15 protein-coding genes are annotated in these 16,726 nt (G+C 58.9%); 9 read left to right on the forward strand and 6 right to left on the reverse strand.

The features are described 5' to 3' along the window. Positions 1-201: 201 nt before the first annotated feature. The 3 genes from LT85_RS08280 to LT85_RS08290 are packed head-to-tail and all read right to left on the reverse strand — an operon-like array spanning position 202 to position 2,782. Positions 202-522, reverse strand: coding sequence for a DUF962 domain-containing protein (locus LT85_RS08280; RefSeq protein WP_038487333.1), 321 nt, complete (start codon positions 520-522; stop codon positions 202-204). A 51-nt stretch (positions 523-573) separates the two neighbouring features. Continuing rightward, on the reverse strand, positions 574-1,449 hold the full coding sequence (locus tag LT85_RS08285; protein WP_038487336.1) for an alpha/beta fold hydrolase: 876 nt from the start codon (positions 1,447-1,449) through the stop codon (positions 574-576). A gap of 1 nt (position 1,450) precedes the next feature. After that, entirely contained in the window at positions 1,451-2,782 is a 1,332-nt protein-coding gene (locus LT85_RS08290; RefSeq protein WP_038487339.1) for an O-acetylhomoserine aminocarboxypropyltransferase, read from the reverse strand. Positions 2,783-3,033: 251 nt separating this feature from the next. On the opposite strand from LT85_RS08290, the gene LT85_RS08295 reads away from it, so the two are divergent. The 9 genes from LT85_RS08295 (at position 3,034) to rmuC (ending at position 13,865) form a co-directional block, all read left to right on the forward strand. Then, complete coding sequence (locus LT85_RS08295) at positions 3,034-3,480, forward strand: CBS domain-containing protein (protein ID WP_038487342.1); 447 nt, start codon at positions 3,034-3,036, stop codon at positions 3,478-3,480. Positions 3,481-3,591: 111 nt separating this feature from the next. Further along, the gene (locus LT85_RS08300) at positions 3,592-4,011 is read left to right on the forward strand and encodes an NINE protein (RefSeq protein WP_038487345.1); all 420 of its coding nucleotides are present in this window, start codon (positions 3,592-3,594) and stop codon (positions 4,009-4,011) included. A 199-nt stretch (positions 4,012-4,210) separates the two neighbouring features. Continuing rightward, positions 4,211-6,097 carry an MFS transporter gene (locus LT85_RS08305; RefSeq protein ID WP_038487348.1) on the forward strand — a complete coding sequence of 629 codons (1,887 nt, stop codon included), beginning with the start codon at positions 4,211-4,213 and terminating at the stop codon, positions 6,095-6,097. Between the two features lie 62 nt (positions 6,098-6,159). Beyond that, positions 6,160-7,263, forward strand: a complete 1,104-nt coding sequence (locus LT85_RS08310; RefSeq protein WP_052134904.1) for a nucleoside hydrolase — start codon at positions 6,160-6,162, stop codon at positions 7,261-7,263. A 146-nt stretch (positions 7,264-7,409) separates the two neighbouring features. Further along, positions 7,410-8,501: a chorismate synthase gene (aroC, locus tag LT85_RS08315; protein WP_038487351.1), complete on the forward strand. Its 1,092-nt coding sequence runs from the start codon at positions 7,410-7,412 to the stop codon at positions 8,499-8,501. Between the two features lie 271 nt (positions 8,502-8,772). Further along, a complete protein-coding gene (locus LT85_RS08320; protein ID WP_038487353.1) occupies positions 8,773-9,357 on the forward strand; it encodes a DUF4126 domain-containing protein in 585 nt (194 codons plus the stop codon). Further along, on the forward strand, positions 9,357-11,858 hold the full coding sequence (locus tag LT85_RS08325) for an ABC transporter permease (protein ID WP_156117655.1): 2,502 nt from the start codon (positions 9,357-9,359) through the stop codon (positions 11,856-11,858). The genes LT85_RS08320 and LT85_RS08325 overlap by 1 nt, the downstream gene beginning before the upstream one ends. A 60-nt stretch (positions 11,859-11,918) precedes the next feature. Next, positions 11,919-12,368 carry a group II truncated hemoglobin gene (locus LT85_RS08330; protein WP_038487359.1) on the forward strand — a complete coding sequence of 150 codons (450 nt, stop codon included), beginning with the start codon at positions 11,919-11,921 and terminating at the stop codon, positions 12,366-12,368. A gap of 21 nt (positions 12,369-12,389) precedes the next feature. Then, a complete protein-coding gene (gene rmuC / locus LT85_RS08335; protein WP_038487361.1) occupies positions 12,390-13,865 on the forward strand; it encodes a DNA recombination protein RmuC in 1,476 nt (491 codons plus the stop codon). A gap of 29 nt (positions 13,866-13,894) precedes the next feature. Here rmuC and LT85_RS08340 read toward each other — a convergent pair whose 3' ends face one another. From LT85_RS08340 to LT85_RS08350, 3 genes are read right to left on the reverse strand one after another with little or no spacing between them, the layout of a single operon-like run. Beyond that, a complete protein-coding gene (locus tag LT85_RS08340) occupies positions 13,895-14,710 on the reverse strand; it encodes an ATP-binding cassette domain-containing protein (protein ID WP_038487364.1) in 816 nt (271 codons plus the stop codon). 38 nt (positions 14,711-14,748) lie between these two features. Further along, positions 14,749-15,858: a FecCD family ABC transporter permease gene (locus tag LT85_RS08345; RefSeq protein ID WP_038487367.1), complete on the reverse strand. Its 1,110-nt coding sequence runs from the start codon at positions 15,856-15,858 to the stop codon at positions 14,749-14,751. Positions 15,859-15,877: 19 nt separating this feature from the next. Then, entirely contained in the window at positions 15,878-16,726 is an 849-nt protein-coding gene (locus tag LT85_RS08350) for a heme/hemin ABC transporter substrate-binding protein (RefSeq protein WP_081992746.1), read from the reverse strand.

Here is a 16,726-nt window from a genome sequence, read left to right on the forward strand (position 1 = left end):
AAACGAGGGTTTGGGCAGACGTCGCGGTGCCGGCGTCGCTTCAGCCTTGCCTGGTTCCTTTAATAATGCCGCCGATGCGCTATCCGATATTCCCATAAAAGCTCCTGTTGCCACGGCATCCGCGAATGGCGATGTCTAAAAATAAAGAAACGTATTCTAGGGGAGAATGGTTCACATTGTCGTGAACAGCATTTCACATAATTAGTAAAACGATACTTTTCCGTTCAGCATTTGCCAGTACATCACCCAGTCGCCGAGAAAAGAATACAAAGGCTGCCTGAAGGTCGCCGGCCGGTTCTTTTCGAATGCGAAATGGCCGACCCACGCAAAGCCGTAACCGCACAACAACGCCGCCAGCAGCCAGTACGTATTGCCGGTAAACACCAGCGCAGCCACGGACGCCAGCGCCAGCGTCGAACCGACGAAATGCAGCTGGCGACAGGTGCGGTTGCTGTGCTGGCTCAGGTAGCTCGGGTAGAACTCTGCGAACGTGTCGTATTTCTTTTCAAGTACGGTTGGCATTGCCTCTCCTTATCATCGTCGCACCATTCATTGCATTGTTATGCCTTAAGCTTAGCCTCCTGTAGTGGACGGCGCAACCGGCATGGAGGAGAGCGCTGCTATCGTTGCAAATTTGAACAGATGCTCAAGTACCGCGTCAGGTTGTTCCGCCATCAGGGCATGGCCGCTGGCTCCCACTTGCACTACCTTGGCATGCTTGATGACAGCAATCAGGCCCGCCGCAGCTTTGGCCGGCGTCATGACGTCGCGCTGACCGAGCAAGAAAAGCGTTGGACAGGCGACTGCGTGCGCTGCGGCTTCGCCGTTGGCGTAGGCGTTGCAGGCCGCAAAATCGGTATAGAACACGGTCGGTCTGGCGGCCGACTGGCTGGCGATACGCTGCATCAGGCGCTGGCTGGCGCCCTGCACGTAAAAACCGGGGCCGGGAGCGGACGGCTTCGGCGAGATGGTGGAGTGCGACCAGATATTCACCATGTCGATTGCGGTTTGCTGGTCGTTGTTGGCGGCGTCCAGCAGAGCGTCGGCGACTTTCATCGGATAAGCCGTACCGACCAGCGCGATACCGGCAATGCGAGTTGATTCTCCGGACCGACTTGCGCTTTCGAGTGCGATCAGCGACCCCATGCTATGGCCGATCAGGATGACCTTGTTGACGCCGGCGGCGTCCAGCAGACTGGACAGCCAGTCGGACAACTCTTCGATCGTGGCCAGTGCTGGCCCTTGGCTGCGGCCGTGTCCCGGCAAATCCACCGCCAGCACGCCAAAGCCGTGATGGGCGAAGTAGCGGGTTTGCAGGATCCAGACGGAATGGTCGTTCTGGCCGCCGTGGATAAAGACGGCGGTCGGTAGCGCCGGGTCGAAGCTTTTGCCGCCGGTGTAGCAATAGGTGTCGTGATCGGCGCCGCGGAAGTGTGTTTTTAATAACATTCTATTTCTCCTTCCGTTCGGTGCGTTCAACACGCTGAGACATCTTTAGCCCAAACGCCAGGTCTTCAATCAGATCCTCGACATTCTCCAGGCCGATCGACAGGCGCAACGTTCCTTCTCCAATGCCCGAGGCAGCCAGTTGTTCGCTAGGCACACGGAAATGGGTGGTCGAAGCCGGGTGGATGACCAGCGATTTGGCATCGCCGACATTGGCCAGGTGGGAAAAGATCTTGAGCGATTCCACCATGCGGCGGCCGGCGGCGCGGTCACCCTTGAGGTTGAACGAGAACACTGCGCCGCAGCCTTTAGGCAGCAGCGTCTTGCTCAGTGCATATCCCGGATGCGAAGGCAGTTCCGGATACGCCACCGACTCCACTGCGGGATGCGTCGCCAGGAATTCAACCACCTTGCGTGTGTTTGCGACATGTTTTTCCATGCGCAGTCCGAGTGTTTCTATGCCTTGCAGGATAGCGAAGGCATTATGCGGGCTCATCACCGCGCCAAAGTCACGCAAGCCCTCACGCCGTGCGCGCAGAGAAAACGGCGCGACCGTCGATTCCTCCGAAAATACCATGCCATGGAATCCTTCATACGGCTCGCACAATTCGCCGAATCGGCCGGTTTTGTCATAGGCTTGCTGCCAGTCGAAGGTGCCGCCGTCGACCAGCAGGCCGCCGACTGCCGTGCCGTGGCCGCACAGGAATTTGGTGGCGGAATGGAATACCAGGTCAGCGCCGTGATCGAAAGGGCGCAGTAAATACGGGGTGGTGAACGTGGCATCCACCATCAGCGGCAGATGGTTTTCATGCGCCAGGGCGGCGATACGTGGAATATCCAGAACATCCAACCCCGGATTGCCCAGGGTTTCGCCGAACAGCACCTTGGTATTCGGCCGGATCGCCGCGCGCCAGGCGTCGATGTCGCCGGGATCGACAAAGGTGGTCTCGATGCCAAAACGCTTCATGGTGTAAGACAGCAGGTTATGCGAGCCGCCATACAGGGCGCGCGACGCCACCACGTGCGAACCGGCGCCGGCGATGGTGATCAGGCCCAGATGCATGGCAGCCTGGCCGCTGGCGACGGCAATCCCGGCGACGCCGCCTTCCAGCGCTGCGATGCGTTCTTCCAGCACCGCATTGGTTGGATTGGAAATGCGTGAATAAACGTGGCCGGCGCGTTCCATGTTGAACAGAGAGGCGGCGTGGTCGGAATCCTTGAAAACAAAGGCAGAAGTCAGATAAATCGGTGTGGCGCGTGCGCCGGTGGCAGGATCGGGGGCACTGCCGGCATGCAGCGACAGGGTGTCGAAGCCGGGATAATGGGGGCTGCTCATGATGTAGGAGATCTCCTTCTATTTTTGATATATAGGGGCGGATGCTGCGCTGCGCGGTAGATTTTTGCTCTGGCTTACGCTACATTCTGCATACAAGCATAAGGGTAACTCTAAAAACCTGTTGCGCGCCGTAATCTCTGGTCTGCGATGTTCGCTGTACCTTCGTACAGTTGCGCTTCTTGACCAGTCCTTGAGCTGCTCGCTACGGTTTTAAGAGCAGCCCGCAACCAACGCAAAGGCAGGATGGACCCATGAAAGTATCTGAAATTCTCAAAGTCAAAGGCGATATCCTTTACACCGTGACGCCGGAAACGCCGATGATCGACGCTGTCAACACGATGGCGGAAAGGGATATCGGGTCGCTGGTAGTAATGGAGTTTGGCGAGCTGGTCGGCATGCTGACTTTCCGCGAGGTGCTCAACGCGATTCATCAGAACAGTGGCGCGGTCGGCAGCAATACGGTGCGCAAGCATATGGACGACAGTCCGATTACCGTGACGCCGGATACCGAAGTCAACGAGGTGCGCCGCATCATGCTGGAGCGTCATGCCCGCTATGTGCCGGTGATGGATGCCAAGACCTTGCTGGGCATTATGTCGTTCTATGATGTGGCAAAAGCCGTGCTGGATGCCCAAGGCTTCGAAAACAAGATGCTGAAAGCCTATATCCGCGACTGGCCGTCTACCAGCGAAGAATAATATTTATCCAATTGGCGAAGAGCCGTTTGCGGCAGCAAGATGCCGCAAACGGTTTTTTTGTAAAGATTTGGGCAGTACGCAGTATTTTTATCGATTTGAAAGATTTTATTCATGAACACTATCCGCCCAGACGGTTCCTCGGTCGAGACGCATAGTAAAGTCCTCGGTTATCTGTTATGGATTTTCGGGTTTACCGGCGCCCATCGTTTTTATTACGGCAAGCCGGTCACCGGCACGATCTGGTTTTTTACACTGGGATTGTTTGGAATAGGCTGGCTGATCGACGTTTTCCTGGTGCCGGGCATGAACCGGGATGCAGATTTGCGCTTCACCTCAGGTCCCGTCGATTACAGCGTGGCCTGGTTGCTGCTGACCTTCCTCGGATTCTTCGGCGTGCACCGGATGTATCAGGGTAAGTGGCTAACCGGGATTCTTTATTTATTCACCGGCGGTCTGTTGATGTTCGGCGTGCTGTATGACTTCTGGACATTGAACGACCAGATATCGATGAAAAATGCGCAACGCGGATAGTAGTTGCCCGCTTATTTGTGGCCGCAGGCCCACAGAGGTTTGATAAACGACACAGGGACTTACGCAAGGGCGTTCTCGCAGGACTGGCGACGCATGCCGGCAGCAATGCAGCCGCTGGCCTTTGTTTGCCAGTTCTATAAAACCATCAACTATTCACCACTGCCATATCCATATCGCGCAGCTTTCCCCTAGCCCATCTATGTCCAAATCCAGTCAATTTTCCCTGTTGCGCCAGCGACGTTTCGCTCCGTTCTTCTGGACCCAGTTTTTTGGCGCCTTCAATGACAATGTATTCAAGACCGCGCTGCTGACGATCCTCACTTACGAAGCGATCAGCTGGACCAAGATGGACGTCAACGTACTCAACAACCTGATTCCGGGCCTGTTCATCCTGCCGTTCGTGGTGTTTTCCGCGACCGCCGGCCAGCTTGCCGACAAGTTCGAGAAGTCGCGCCTGGCGCGCTATGTCAAGGTGCTGGAAATTATCATCATGTCGGTGGCGGCTGTCGGCTGGATGACGCACACGCTGTGGCTGCTGGTCCTGGCGGTAGTCGGCATGGGCGTTCATTCGACGATCTTCGGCCCGGTCAAATACGCTTATCTGCCGCAGCAGTTGCGTCCGAACGAGCTGGTCGGCGGCAACGGCATTATCGAGATGGGCACCTTCGTCGGCATCCTGCTGGGTGAAGTCCTGGGCGCCGTGCTGGTGGTTCACAAGCCGTGGGGAATCGAACTGGTCGCAGGCGGCACGGTCGCCATCGCCGTGCTTGGATGGCTGTTCAGCCGTGGCATTCCGCTGACGCCGGCCGCCGAGCCGGAGCTCAAGATCAATTGGAATCCGATCACCGAAACGGTGCGCAACCTGAGCTTCTCCCGCAAAAACCGGCCGGTATTCCTGGCCATGCTGGCCAATTCCTGGTTCTGGTTCTACGGCGCTATCATTCTGGCGCAGTTTCCCTTGTACGCGAAAAATTACCTGCATGGCGACCACAGCGTCTTCGTGTTGCTGCTGACGGTGTTCTCGCTGGGCGTCGGCGCTGGTTCGCTGCTGTGCGAGCGCTTGTCGGGCCACAAGGTGGAAATCGGACTGGTGCCGTTTGGCGCGATCGGCCTGTCGGTGTTCGGTCTCGATCTGTTCCTGGCCAGCCTGGGTTACACCAATACCGCCGCGGTCGACATGGGCAGCTTCATCCATCAACACGGCAGCTGGCGTATCCTGTTCGACTGCGTGATGATCGGCTTGTTCGGCGGCTTGTACATCGTGCCATTGTTTGCAGTGATCCAGACCCGTTGCGACCGCCAGCATCTGTCGCGCACGATTGCCGGCATGAATATCATGAACGCCTTGTTCATGGTGGTGGCGGCTTTGGTGGCGCTGACCTTGCTGAGCTTCGGTTTCACCATTCCGCAGATTTTCCTGGTGACGGCGATTCTCAACGCCATTGTGGCAATCTACATTTTCACCGTCGTGCCGGAGTACCTGGTGCGTTTCGTGGCCTGGATCCTGATCCATACCATCCATCGTGTCACCACCGTCAACCGTGACCGTATTCCAGAAGAAGGTGCAGCGGTGCTGGTGTGTAACCACGTCAGTTATGTCGATGCGATCGTGATCATGGCGGCCAGCCCGCGGCCGATCCGTTTTGTCATGGATCACCGGATTTTCAAGGTACCGGTGCTGGCGTGGCTGTTCAAGACCGCCAAGGCGATTCCGATTGCGCCGGCCAAGGAAAATCCGGAACTCATGGAGCGCGCCTTCGACCAGATCGCCGCAGCACTGGCGGACGGCGACCTGGTTTGCATTTTCCCTGAAGGTAAGTTGACCAGCACCGGCGAAATGAACGAATTCCGTGGCGGTATCAAGAAAATTGTCGACCGCACGCCGGTGCCGGTGATCCCGATGGCTTTGCGTGGTTTGTGGGGCAGCATGTGGACCCGTAGCGCGGGCAACCCTTTTCACCGTTCGTTCAAGCGCGGACCTTTATCGGCGCTGCAACTGGCAGTTGGCGAAGCGGTGGCGGCCAGCAAGGCCACCCCTGAATTTCTGCAGCAACAGGTGCAGGTTTTGCGTGGCGAGTGGAAATAGGCGTGCCGGCAAAGATGCATTGGGACGACGAATAGCATGATGATCTGGACAAAGGACAAAGAATGACAACACTGAAAAATAGCCTGTTAGATGATGCCGTATCGGTGCAATCCGCACGCCGTCGCTTCCTGACCAATGGCGGCAAGCTGCTGGCCGGCAGCTTATTGATGAGTACCTTGCCCATGCATACCACCTTTGCTGCTGACACAGCTGCTGCTCCAACCGCTCTTGTCCCGCTGATTATCGACACCGATCCAGGTGCCGACGACGTGATCGCCTTGTTGCTGGCCCTGTCCGCGCGCGACCGGCTCGACGTCAAGGCGCTGACCACGGTGGCCGGCAACGTCCAGTTGCGCTACACATCGCGCAATGCGCGCATGGTGCGCGAGTGGGCCAACCGGCCGGATGTGCCGGTCTATGCCGGCAGCTCGCGGCCTATGCTGCGTACGCCGATCTATGCTGCCGAAGTGCACGGCGCAGAAGGCGTCACCGGCGTCAAGATTTTCGAGCCGAAGCAGCCGCTGGCCAAAGGTCAGGCGGTGCAATATCTGATCGAGACCTTGCTGGCGGCAAAACCGCAAAGCATCACGATCGTGACCCTGGGGCCGCAAACCAACCTGGCCATGGCCTTGATTGAGAATCCCGAGATCAAGCGGGGCATCAAGGAAATCATCATGATGGGCGGCGCCCATTTCAATGGCGGCAATATCACGCCGGCAGCGGAATTCAACGTTTTTGCCGATCCGCACGCTGCCGATGTCGTATTCAAGAGCGGTTTGCCGCTGACCGTGATTCCGCTGGACGTCACGCACAAGATGCTGACCAGTCCGGAGCGCATAGAACGGTTGCGCAAGATCGGCAACCAGGCCGGCAAGATCGCCGCAGACATCCTCGATGCCTATGTCGAACATGACATCAAACAATATGGATTGCCGGGTGGACCGGTGCATGACGCCACCACCATCGGCTACCTGCTCAAGCCGGAGATGTTCAAAGGCCGCATGGTGAACGTGGAAGTCGATACCCGGGAAGGGCCGACCTTCGGTGAAACCGTGGTCGATTATTACAATGCGACCAAACGGCCGGAGAATGCGCGCTGGGTTACCGAGGGCGATACCCAAGGTTTTTTCGATCTGCTGACAACCCAGCTTGCCAAGCTGCCTTGAGTTGAAATGCTTGGCTTGAGGCGCGCGAACTTAAGCTGAGTGGCATTTTAAATGCCAAAAAGATAATTTCTACGATGCCAGGCTAACTAACAAACCTGCTGCACTGGTAAAATCATGGTTTTCAGCCCTTTTTTATCTGGATAATCATGCCCGGCAATACCTTCGGCAGTCTGTTTAGCGTAACCAATTTCGGTGAATCCCATGGTCCGGCCATCGGCTGTATAGTGGATGGCTGCCCACCGGGCATGGAACTGTCCGAAGCCGATATCCAGCCGGATCTCGATCGCCGCAAGCCTGGCACTTCGCGCCATGTTACCCAGCGCCAGGAGCCGGATACGGTCGAAATCCTGTCCGGCGTCTACGAAGGCAAGACTACCGGCACCCCGATTGCGCTGTTGATCCGAAACCAGGACCAGCGCAGCAAGGACTACGGCAATATCCTCGAGACTTTCCGGCCCGGACACGCCGATTACACCTACTGGCAAAAATACGGCATCCGCGATCCACGCGGCGGCGGCCGTTCGTCGGCCCGCCTGACAGCGCCTGCAGTAGCCGCTGCCGCCATTGCCAAAAAATGGCTGAAACAGCAGTACGGCACCACGTTCAAGGGCTGCATGAGCCAACTGGGCGAGTTGCCTATCGTGTTTGAATCCTGGGACCACGTACCCAACAATCCATTTTTTGCCGCCAACGTCAGCCAGATCGACGCACTGGAGGCCTATATGGACGCCTTGCGGAAAGATGGCGACTCCTGCGGCGCCCGTATCGATGTAGTGGCGTCCAACGTGCCGGTCGGCCTGGGCGAGCCGCTGTACGACAAGCTGGATGCCGAGATCGGCTACGCCATGATGGGCATCAACGCCGTCAAAGGCGTTGAAATCGGCGCCGGATTTGCCTGCGTGGCGCAAAAGGGCTCGCAGCACGGCGATGAAATCACCCGTCACGGCTTCCTTACCAATAACGCCGGCGGCATCCTGGGCGGTATTTCCAGCGGCCAGGACATCACCGTCTCGATCGCCATCAAGCCGACTTCCAGCATCCGCACGCCGCGGCAGTCGATCGACAAGCTGGGCAACCCGGCGACTGTCGAGACTTTCGGCCGCCACGACCCTTGCGTCGGCATTCGCGCTACGCCGATCGCCGAAGCCATGCTGGCGCTGGTATTGATGGATCACGCCTTGCGTCATCGTGCCCAATGCGGCGATGTAAAGGTCGAACGGCTGGTTGATCCGCAGTAATTTCCGCTATGGCCACCCTGTTCCGGTGGCCATTTCTCCCCAGATTTTCCTGGCAAGAATCGCGCGCCGGCAGCATTGGCGCGCCGTTTCCTGCTGACGCCGGTTGCGTCCGGACCTCAACGCAAGATCGATTTTGCAATCGCACTGGCTAATCTTGCGCGGCTGGCGTAGGTTTACGTTACGCTTGTTGATATTGTGCTTCTAAAAACCTGAAGTACGCCAAGACCGTCTGAAACCGACGTCAGATCGCATCCGGAGAGAAGGGGACATCATGCTCGATACACTTTCTAGTGCCGCCCTCGCTGGCGGCTTGTCCTGGGCCAGCGGCATTCGCCTGTACATGGCGCTTTTTATCGCCGGCTGGTTTGGCCGCGCGGGCTGGATTGACTTGCCGCAGGCGCTACAGATACTGGAGTCGCCTTGGGTGATCGGCGCAACCGGCTTGTTGACGGCGATCGAGTTTCTGGTGGATAAGATTCCGGGACTGGATTCAGTCTGGGATGCTGTCCACACCTTCATCCGGATCCCAGCCGGTGCCATTCTCGCGGTCGCCGCCATGGGCCACATGGATCCAGCCTGGACTACGGTAGCGGCGCTGGTCGGCGGTACTTTTGCCCTGGGCGCTCATGCTACCAAGGCCGGCAGCCGCGCGATGATCAATACCAGCCCCGAACCGCTGAGCAACTGGACTGCATCGTTTTCCGAGGACGCGACCGTGTTGGGCGGCTTGTGGGCGGCATTTTTCCATCCCTGGCTGCTGTTCGCCTTCCTGATCCTGTTTTTTGTATTTGCGATCTGGCTGCTGCCTAAGTTATGGCGCAGCATACGCTGGGTCTTTCAAAGGTTAGCTACATGATTCTATTGCAGTCTTTACGCATGACCCAGCGCGACTGGCGCGCCGGCGAATTACGATTCTTGTTGGTGGCCTTGATTGTTGCAGTTGCCTCTTTGTCTGCTGTCGGTTTCTTTGTCGACCGCATGCGCGCCGGCCTGAGCCGGGATGCGCATCAGTTGCTGGGGGCGGATCTGCTGATTTCCGCCGATCAGCGCATTGCGCCAGACTGGCGCGCCGAAGCCGAGCGGCGTCACCTGACCCTGGCCGATACCGTGGTTTTCCCTAGCATGGCGATCGCCGGCGATGGCGATAACGCCAGGTCGCAGCTGGCCTCGCTGAAGGCGGTCACCCCCAGTTATCCTTTGCGCGGCAACCTGACTGTCTCCGATGCTCCCGGCGGTGCCGATGAAACGACGCGCCAGACGCCAGCCCCCGGCACGGTATGGCTGGACGTCAATATGCTGACGGCGCTCAACGTCAACGTTGGCGATCCGCTCAAGCTGGGCGACAGCACCTTCAAGATTGCCAAAGTGCTGGTGATCGAACCGGACCGCGGCAGCGGCTTCATTAATTTTGCGCCGCGCGTCATGTTATCCATGGCCGACCTGGCGTCCACCAACCTGATCCAGGACGGCTCACGCGTCACCTATCGCCTGTTGCTGGCGGGAGCTGGGCAGCAAATACAGAATTTCCAGAAATGGGTCGAAAGCGATATAGCCCGTGAAAACATCAAGGGTGTGCGTATCGAGGGTCTGGAAAACGGCCGTCCCGAAATGCGGGCGACGCTGGATCGCGGCGAGCAGTTCCTGTCGCTGGTAGGTTTGCTGTCGGCCTTGCTGGCAGCGGTTGCCGTGGCGATGGCGGCACGCCGTTTCATGTTGCGCCATCTGGATGCCTGCGCCATGTTGCGCTGTCTCGGCATGACGCAGAACCAGGTAACGCAACTGTATTTGCTGGAGTTCCTGCTGATCGGCGTGGCCGGCAGCATCATCGGTGTGTTGCTGGGTTTCGGCGCCCATTTCATGCTGCTGGAACTGCTGGGAAAGTTCATTTCCAGCGACTTGCCGGCTGCCAGCGCAATTCCTGCATTGCAAGGGCTGGTCACAGGCATCCTGCTGCTGGTCGGCTTTGCTTTGCCTCCTATCCTGCAATTGCGCAATGTGCCGCATAATCGCGTGATCCGGCGTGAGCAAGATGCGCCGCAGGCGATGGTGCTTCTCACCTATATTCTCGGTACGCTGACATTCATCGGCTTGCTGTTGTGGCAAGCCGGGGATTTGAAACTGGGTTTGCTGACTGCATTGGGATTCCTGGGCGGTTTCGGCCTGTTCGCTTTGCTCGGCTGGCTGGCGTTGAAAGCTTCGCGTCATGTACGCGGCTTGTCGCGCCATCCCAGCTGGCGTTTCGCCCTGACAGCGCTGCAACGCCGCCCGGTGGCCACAGTGGTGCAGATCGTTGCCTTGTCGCTGGGTTTGATGGCCTTGCTGCTGCTGACGGTGATTCGCGGCGATTTGATCGGGGCCTGGCAACAAGCGACGCCGGTCGATGCGCCTAACCGTTTCGTGATCAATATCCAGGATGACCAGCGTGCCGAGATCAGCCAGCGTTTGCAGGGCATCGGCATCGCCCGGCCGGAACTCTCCCCCATGATCCGTGGCCGCCTGACCCAGGTCAACGGCAAGCCGATCACCGCTGACACCTATCCTGAGGACAAGGCGAAGCGCCTGGTAGATCGCGAATTCAACCTGTCCACCATGCAGCAAGTACCGCCGCAGAACACCGTCACCGCCGGCCGCTGGTTTGACGATACGCAACCCGCCGCTTCTGTGGAGGAGGGACTGGCCAAGACCCTGAACCTGAAGCTGGGCGACCGGCTGCAGTTCGATATCGCCGGGCAACTGGTCAGTGCGCCGATTACCAGCATACGCAAGCTGGAATGGGGATCGATGCGGGTCAATTTCTTCGTGATCCTGAATCCTGCCCTGATGAAAGACATGCCGCAAACCTGGATCACCGCCTTCAACCTGCCGGATGCGCATGCCGCTTTCGGTAACCAGCTGACGCGCGATTTCCCAAACCTGACCGTGGTTGATATTGGCAGTGTCATCAAGCAGATCCAGAGCGTGATCAACCAGGTGGTGGCAGCGGTCGAATTCCTTTTCCTTTTCACTTTGGTGTCGGGCGCGCTGGTGCTGTATGCGGCGCTGGTTGGTTCGCAAGATGAGCGCACCCGCGAAGCAGGCCTGTTGCGCGCGCTGGGAGCAACCCGCAAGCAGTTGTCGCAATCGCAATGGATAGAGTTCGGTCTGATCGGCAGTCTTGCCGGTTTTCTGGCGGCAAGCGGCGCCGCCGCCATCGGCTGGGCGCTGGCGCAATATGTGTTCAGTTTTACCTGGACCTTCAGCCCGCTGGTGTGGCTGGCGGGAATGGCGATCGGTGCTGCCTGCACCTTTGCTGGCGGCTGGATCGGCTTGCGCAATGTCTTGAACCAACCACCGTTGCAAACGCTGCGCGAGGCCTGAACCAGCACCTGATCCCGTCATTTCGGGGATAATGTCGGCTTACGCTATCATTATTTCCTTATGACTATTGAACACACCGCTCCTGCTCACACGCCTGAGGAGCAATCCCAGGCCAGTATCTACGACCTGATCGGCGGCGCCGATAAGCTGCGAGAACTGGTCGACCGCTTTTACGACCTGATGGACCTGGAACCGCAATTTGCCGTGATCCGGGCTCTGCACCCGACCAGCCTCGATGGCTCGCGTGACAAGTTCTATTGGTTCCTGTCCGGCTGGAGCGGCGGTCCCGATTTGTACATTGAACAATTCGGCCATCCGCGCCTGCGCGCGCGCCATCTGCCATACGGGATCGCCTCGCCCGAGCGCGACCAATGGCTGCGTTGCATGGCGCTGGCGATGCAGGATGTCGGCATGGATGAATGGCTGCAGGAGCGTTTGCTGACTTCCTTCTTCCAGACCGCGGACTGGATGCGCAATAAGCCCGATTACACCCTCGACACCCCGCAATAATTTCAGGAATGTAGAAACCCCATGCCTTCATCAGAATTGCTAGTCTTGATCGTTGTTGCCAGCGTGATCATCGTGTTGCAGATCATTGCCATCTTGCGCAGTGCGCGCGGCGTGGATCCGGCGCAGCAGTTGGCGCAATTGCAGAACGACTTGCAACGCCATCAGCAAGATCAACAAGATCGTGGCGAGCGCCAGCAACGTGATCTGCGCGGCGAGGTACAAACCAGCGCGCAAAGCATGCGGCAGGAAATTGGCGGCAATTTTGGCCAGTTGCAACAAACGCTGGCGGCGCAAATGACCAGCGTCGCCACCTTGCAGAACAACCAGATCGACACCTTTGCGCAGCAGTTGGTGAAGCTCAATGAAACCAACGCCCAGCAGCTCGATAGCATGCGGCTGGCGATGAACCAACAGGCCCAGACCAATCGTGAAGAACAGGCGCAGTCGCTCAAGCGTTTCGGCGATACCCTGAACCAGACGCTGGCAGCGCTGACCGAATCGAATGCGCAGCGGATGGCCGAAGTACGCGCCACCCTGGAAGCCAAGATCAAGGATCTGCAAAACGACAACGGCCTGCGGCTGGAAGAAATGCGCAAGACCGTCGACGAGAAATTACATGCGACGCTGGAGCAACGCCTGGGCGAGTCGTTCAAGATCGTCTCTGACCGCCTGGAAAAAGTCCATCAAGGTCTCGGTGAGATGCAACAGTTGGCGATTGGCGTCGGCGATCTCAAGCGCGTGCTGACCAACGTCAAGACGCGCGGCACCTGGGGCGAAGTGCAGCTTGAAATGCTGCTGGAGCAAGTGCTGACTCCTGAGCAGTACGCCAAGAATGTGGAAACCGTGCCAGGCAGCGGCGAACGGGTCGAGTTTGCCATCAAGCTGCCTGGCAACGACGACGGCGGCACGCCGGTATGGATGCCGATCGACGCCAAGTTCCCGAAAGAACAGTACGAGCGGCTGGCAGAAGCTGCCGACCGCGCCGATGCCGAAGGCGTGGCGCTGGCTTCAAAGGAGCTGGAGCGCGCCGTGCGCGGCGAAGCGAAGACCATTGCCGAGAAATACCTGTCGCCGCCGCTGACCACCGATTTCGCCATCCTGTTCTTGCCGACCGAAGGCCTGTACGCCGAAGTCATGCGCCGCCCTGGCCTCGCCGATGAATTGCAACGCGTCCATCGGATCAGCATCGCCGGACCTTCGACGCTGTCGGCGTTGCTGAATAGCTTGCAAATGGGTTTCCGCACATTGGCGTTGGAAAAGCGTTCGTCGGAAGTGTGGCAAGTATTGGGCGCGGTCAAGACCGAGTTCGGCAAGTTCGGCGACGTGCTCGCCGCCACCAAGCTGACGCTGGAACGCGCCGCCAAGAATATCGACCAGGCAGAAGTACGCAGCCGTCAGATGGCGCGCAAACTGAAATCGGTGGAGGCCTTGCCAAGCGAAGCGGCGCAGCGGCTTCTTGGAAAAGAACCGGATTTGTTAGCCGACGATGAAAGTTGAATTGCCCTGCTATTAAAGGGAGCAGAACTTCAAGCCGGCATCGCGAAGGGTGGCTTGCCGCTTTGCCGGATGACTTCGACATCGATGCCGAGGCAAGTCCTGACAATATGCGGCGTCATGCTCAGCGTCGGCGTATCTTGCACCAGCAAGGTGCCGTTGGCCAGCCAAGCCAGCTGGTCGGCGTAGCGCGCCGCCAGGTTGGGGTCATGCATGATCGCCAGCACGCCCATGTTCCATTCTTTCGCCAGATGCCGCAGAGTACCCAGCAGCTGATGCTGGTGCGCCAGGTCCAGCGCTGCGGTCGGTTCATCCAGCAACAGATAGCGCGCTGCCGGTTGTGTTTGATGATCAGTGTCTTGCGGTCTTAGTTGCGCCAGAACACGGGCGAACTGCACGCGTGCCAGCTCGCCACCAGAGAGCGTGGTGACGTCACGCTCCGCCAGCGCCGCAGCGCCGGCCAGCGCCAATGCTTCCATCGCAATCAGGCGGTCATTCATGCTGGTGCCGCCGCCATGCGGATAGCGGCCCAGCAAGGCAATTTCCATCGCCGTAAAGGGAAACGAGAACTGTGCGCTTTGCGGTAGCACCGCGCGAGACTTCGCCAGCTGTTGCGGGGTGAACTGTTCCAGCGGCGTGACGTTGAGCGATATATAACCGGTCAGCTGCGCATCGCTATTCTGCACATTGCCATGGAATTCACCCGACATGGCTTTCAGCAAAGTACTCTTGCCAGCGCCGTTGCGGCCAAGGAGGGCAACGATCTGACCTGGCTGGATCTGCAGATTCACATTGCGCAGGATATTTTTTTCGCTGCGCCGCAGAGAAAGATCGTTTGCGATTAGCATATTTATGCTCCCGAAGAATTTATCGCTAGGTGGATGAGTTAAAGGCCAAGCTGGCCGCGCCGACGCCACAGAAGCACCATGAAGAACGGCCCACCCAGCAAGGCTGTGAGGATACCCAGCGGCATTTCCGCCGGTGCGGCGACGGTGCGTGCGATCAAGTCCGCTGCCAGGGTCAGGATTGCGCCGAACAACAGCGCTCCCGGCAGCACCACGCGCTGATCTGGCCCGCAGGCCAGGCGAATACAGTGCGGGGCCACCAGGCCGATGAAGCCGATTGTGCCGGTGCACGCTACCAACGCGCCGACGCACAAAGCGCTGGCGATCAGTACCTGACGTTTGATTGCTTGTACCGGGACACCCAGGTGCATGGCTTCGGCCTCACCCAGCAACATGGCGTTGAGCGCGGCCGAATGGCGTGCCAGGGCAGCAATGCTGAAGATGACGACCGGCGTTGCCACTGCCAGCAAGGACCACTGTGCGCCGGCCAGGCTGCCCAGGTCCCAGAAGGTCAGTGTACGTAACTGGTCGTCGCTGGCGACATAGATCAGCAAGCCGATGGCCGCGCCGACAATGGCGTTGATGGCGATACCTGCCAATAGCAACAACGGCAGCGCCAGGCGGCCACGGGCTGCGGCGATGCGATACACCAGCATGGCGACCGCCAGGGCGCCGATAAAAGCGGCCAGCATTGGCGCGTAGATACCGACAGTGTGCAACGCATTTGGCCACAGCGTGGTGCCGAGGACGATAGTCAGCGCGGCGCCGAGAGCAGCGCCGCTGGAGACCCCGATCAGGCCCGGATCGGCAAGTGGATTACGGAATAGCGCCTGCATGGCGCTACCTGCGGCGCCGAAACCGCAACCCACCAGGATGGCCAGCAATACGCGTGGCAGGCGGATGTCGAGCAGCACCGCACGGGTTTGCATATCCACCGCATCCAGCTGTGCGGTCGGCCATAGCAAACGCGGGATGCGCCATGGGTCGATTTGATAAGCGCCAAGCGCGGCGCAGAGCAATATAGTGACAATCAACAACAGTAACAGCCCCAGCAGCACTACGCGTTGCCGCCCTTTGCGTGGAGAGCCGGTTGCTTGCGTTGCGGCGGCAGTTGTGGCGCCGGGCAGGGCGCTGGAGAAGAAAGATGACATTGCGATGATCGTTGTAAAGTCAGGCGTAAAGCTGGCTAGTCAATTGTGTCAATGCTAGTGGCAGGCGAGGGCCGAAACCCAGCAGCAGTAGCGTATCCATATCGGCGACTACGCGCCGGGTCTTTGCGGCTAGTGTCAGCGACAATCCCGGGCTGTTCAACAAACGCTCAATGCCGCCGATGGCGGCCAGGTTTTCGCTTGAAATCATCAGGATGTCGGCGCCGCTGGCAACGGCGCTCTCTGCGGTTAATGGCTTGTAGCCTTTGAAGCCTTTTCCAGATGCATCGGTCGTGGCGTTGACGGCGCCGGCGTAGCGGATCATGGCGTCGGCGGCCGTCTCCTGGCCAGCCACCATTGCCTGGGTGCCGCTGTTACTCAGGATGAACAGTACGCGTGGCGGTTTTGCCTGGCGTTGCTTGTCGACGCTTGCCAATGCAGCCTGCCATTGATCGTCGAAATTTTTCAACAGCAGCTTGCCACGGTCAGGAAGCGCCAGCGCTGAGGCTACGCCGGTAATTTTTTCGCGCACGGTATCGACGTCATGCCGTTCGCCCAACCGGATCACGCGCACGCCGGCAGCGGCAATCTGCTTCAGCGTGGTCGGCGGTCCTGCATCAGCCGACGCCAGCAGCAGGTCAGGATGCAGCGAGAGCACGCCTTCAGCCGACAACGCGCGTTGATAGCCCATTTTCGGCAGCGCCATGGCTGCTGCCGGGTAGGTACTGGTCGTGTCGGCGCCGATCAGGAATGCGCCGGCATCCAGCGCATAGACTATCTCGGTAATCGCGCCGCCGGCCACTACCACGCGCCGCGGTTGGGTTGATGCTGTTGCTTGCGTCGCGCCGCGAACGGGAAGCGCTGCCAGCAT

It is taken from the genome of Collimonas arenae (assembly GCF_000786695.1).
Taxonomy (GTDB): Bacteria; Pseudomonadota; Gammaproteobacteria; order Burkholderiales; family Burkholderiaceae_D; genus Collimonas; species Collimonas arenae_A.

Bases quoted from the DNA above. Each gene is read 5' to 3' on its own strand.
- LT85_RS08285 (WP_038487336.1), bottom strand. From the start codon at position 1,449: ATGTTATTAAAAACACACTTCCGCGGCGCCGATCACGACACCTATTGC.
- LT85_RS08310 (WP_052134904.1), top strand. From the start codon at position 6,160: ATGACAACACTGAAAAATAGCCTGTTAGATGATGCCGTATCGGTGCAA.
- LT85_RS08350 (WP_081992746.1), bottom strand. From the start codon at position 16,726: ATGCTGGCAGCGCTTCCCGTTCGCGGCGCGACGCAAGCAACAGCATCA.
- LT85_RS08340 (WP_038487364.1), bottom strand. From the start codon at position 14,710: ATGCTAATCGCAAACGATCTTTCTCTGCGGCGCAGCGAAAAAAATATC.
- LT85_RS08305 (WP_038487348.1), top strand. From the start codon at position 4,211: ATGTCCAAATCCAGTCAATTTTCCCTGTTGCGCCAGCGACGTTTCGCT.
- LT85_RS08345 (WP_038487367.1), bottom strand. From the start codon at position 15,858: ATGTCATCTTTCTTCTCCAGCGCCCTGCCCGGCGCCACAACTGCCGCC.
- LT85_RS08290 (WP_038487339.1), bottom strand. From the start codon at position 2,782: ATGAGCAGCCCCCATTATCCCGGCTTCGACACCCTGTCGCTGCATGCC.
- LT85_RS08320 (WP_038487353.1), top strand. From the start codon at position 8,773: ATGCTCGATACACTTTCTAGTGCCGCCCTCGCTGGCGGCTTGTCCTGG.
- LT85_RS08330 (WP_038487359.1), top strand. From the start codon at position 11,919: ATGACTATTGAACACACCGCTCCTGCTCACACGCCTGAGGAGCAATCC.
- LT85_RS08295 (WP_038487342.1), top strand. From the start codon at position 3,034: ATGAAAGTATCTGAAATTCTCAAAGTCAAAGGCGATATCCTTTACACC.
- LT85_RS08300 (WP_038487345.1), top strand. From the start codon at position 3,592: ATGAACACTATCCGCCCAGACGGTTCCTCGGTCGAGACGCATAGTAAA.
- aroC (WP_038487351.1), top strand. From the start codon at position 7,410: ATGCCCGGCAATACCTTCGGCAGTCTGTTTAGCGTAACCAATTTCGGT.
- LT85_RS08280 (WP_038487333.1), bottom strand. From the start codon at position 522: ATGCCAACCGTACTTGAAAAGAAATACGACACGTTCGCAGAGTTCTAC.
- rmuC (WP_038487361.1), top strand. From the start codon at position 12,390: ATGCCTTCATCAGAATTGCTAGTCTTGATCGTTGTTGCCAGCGTGATC.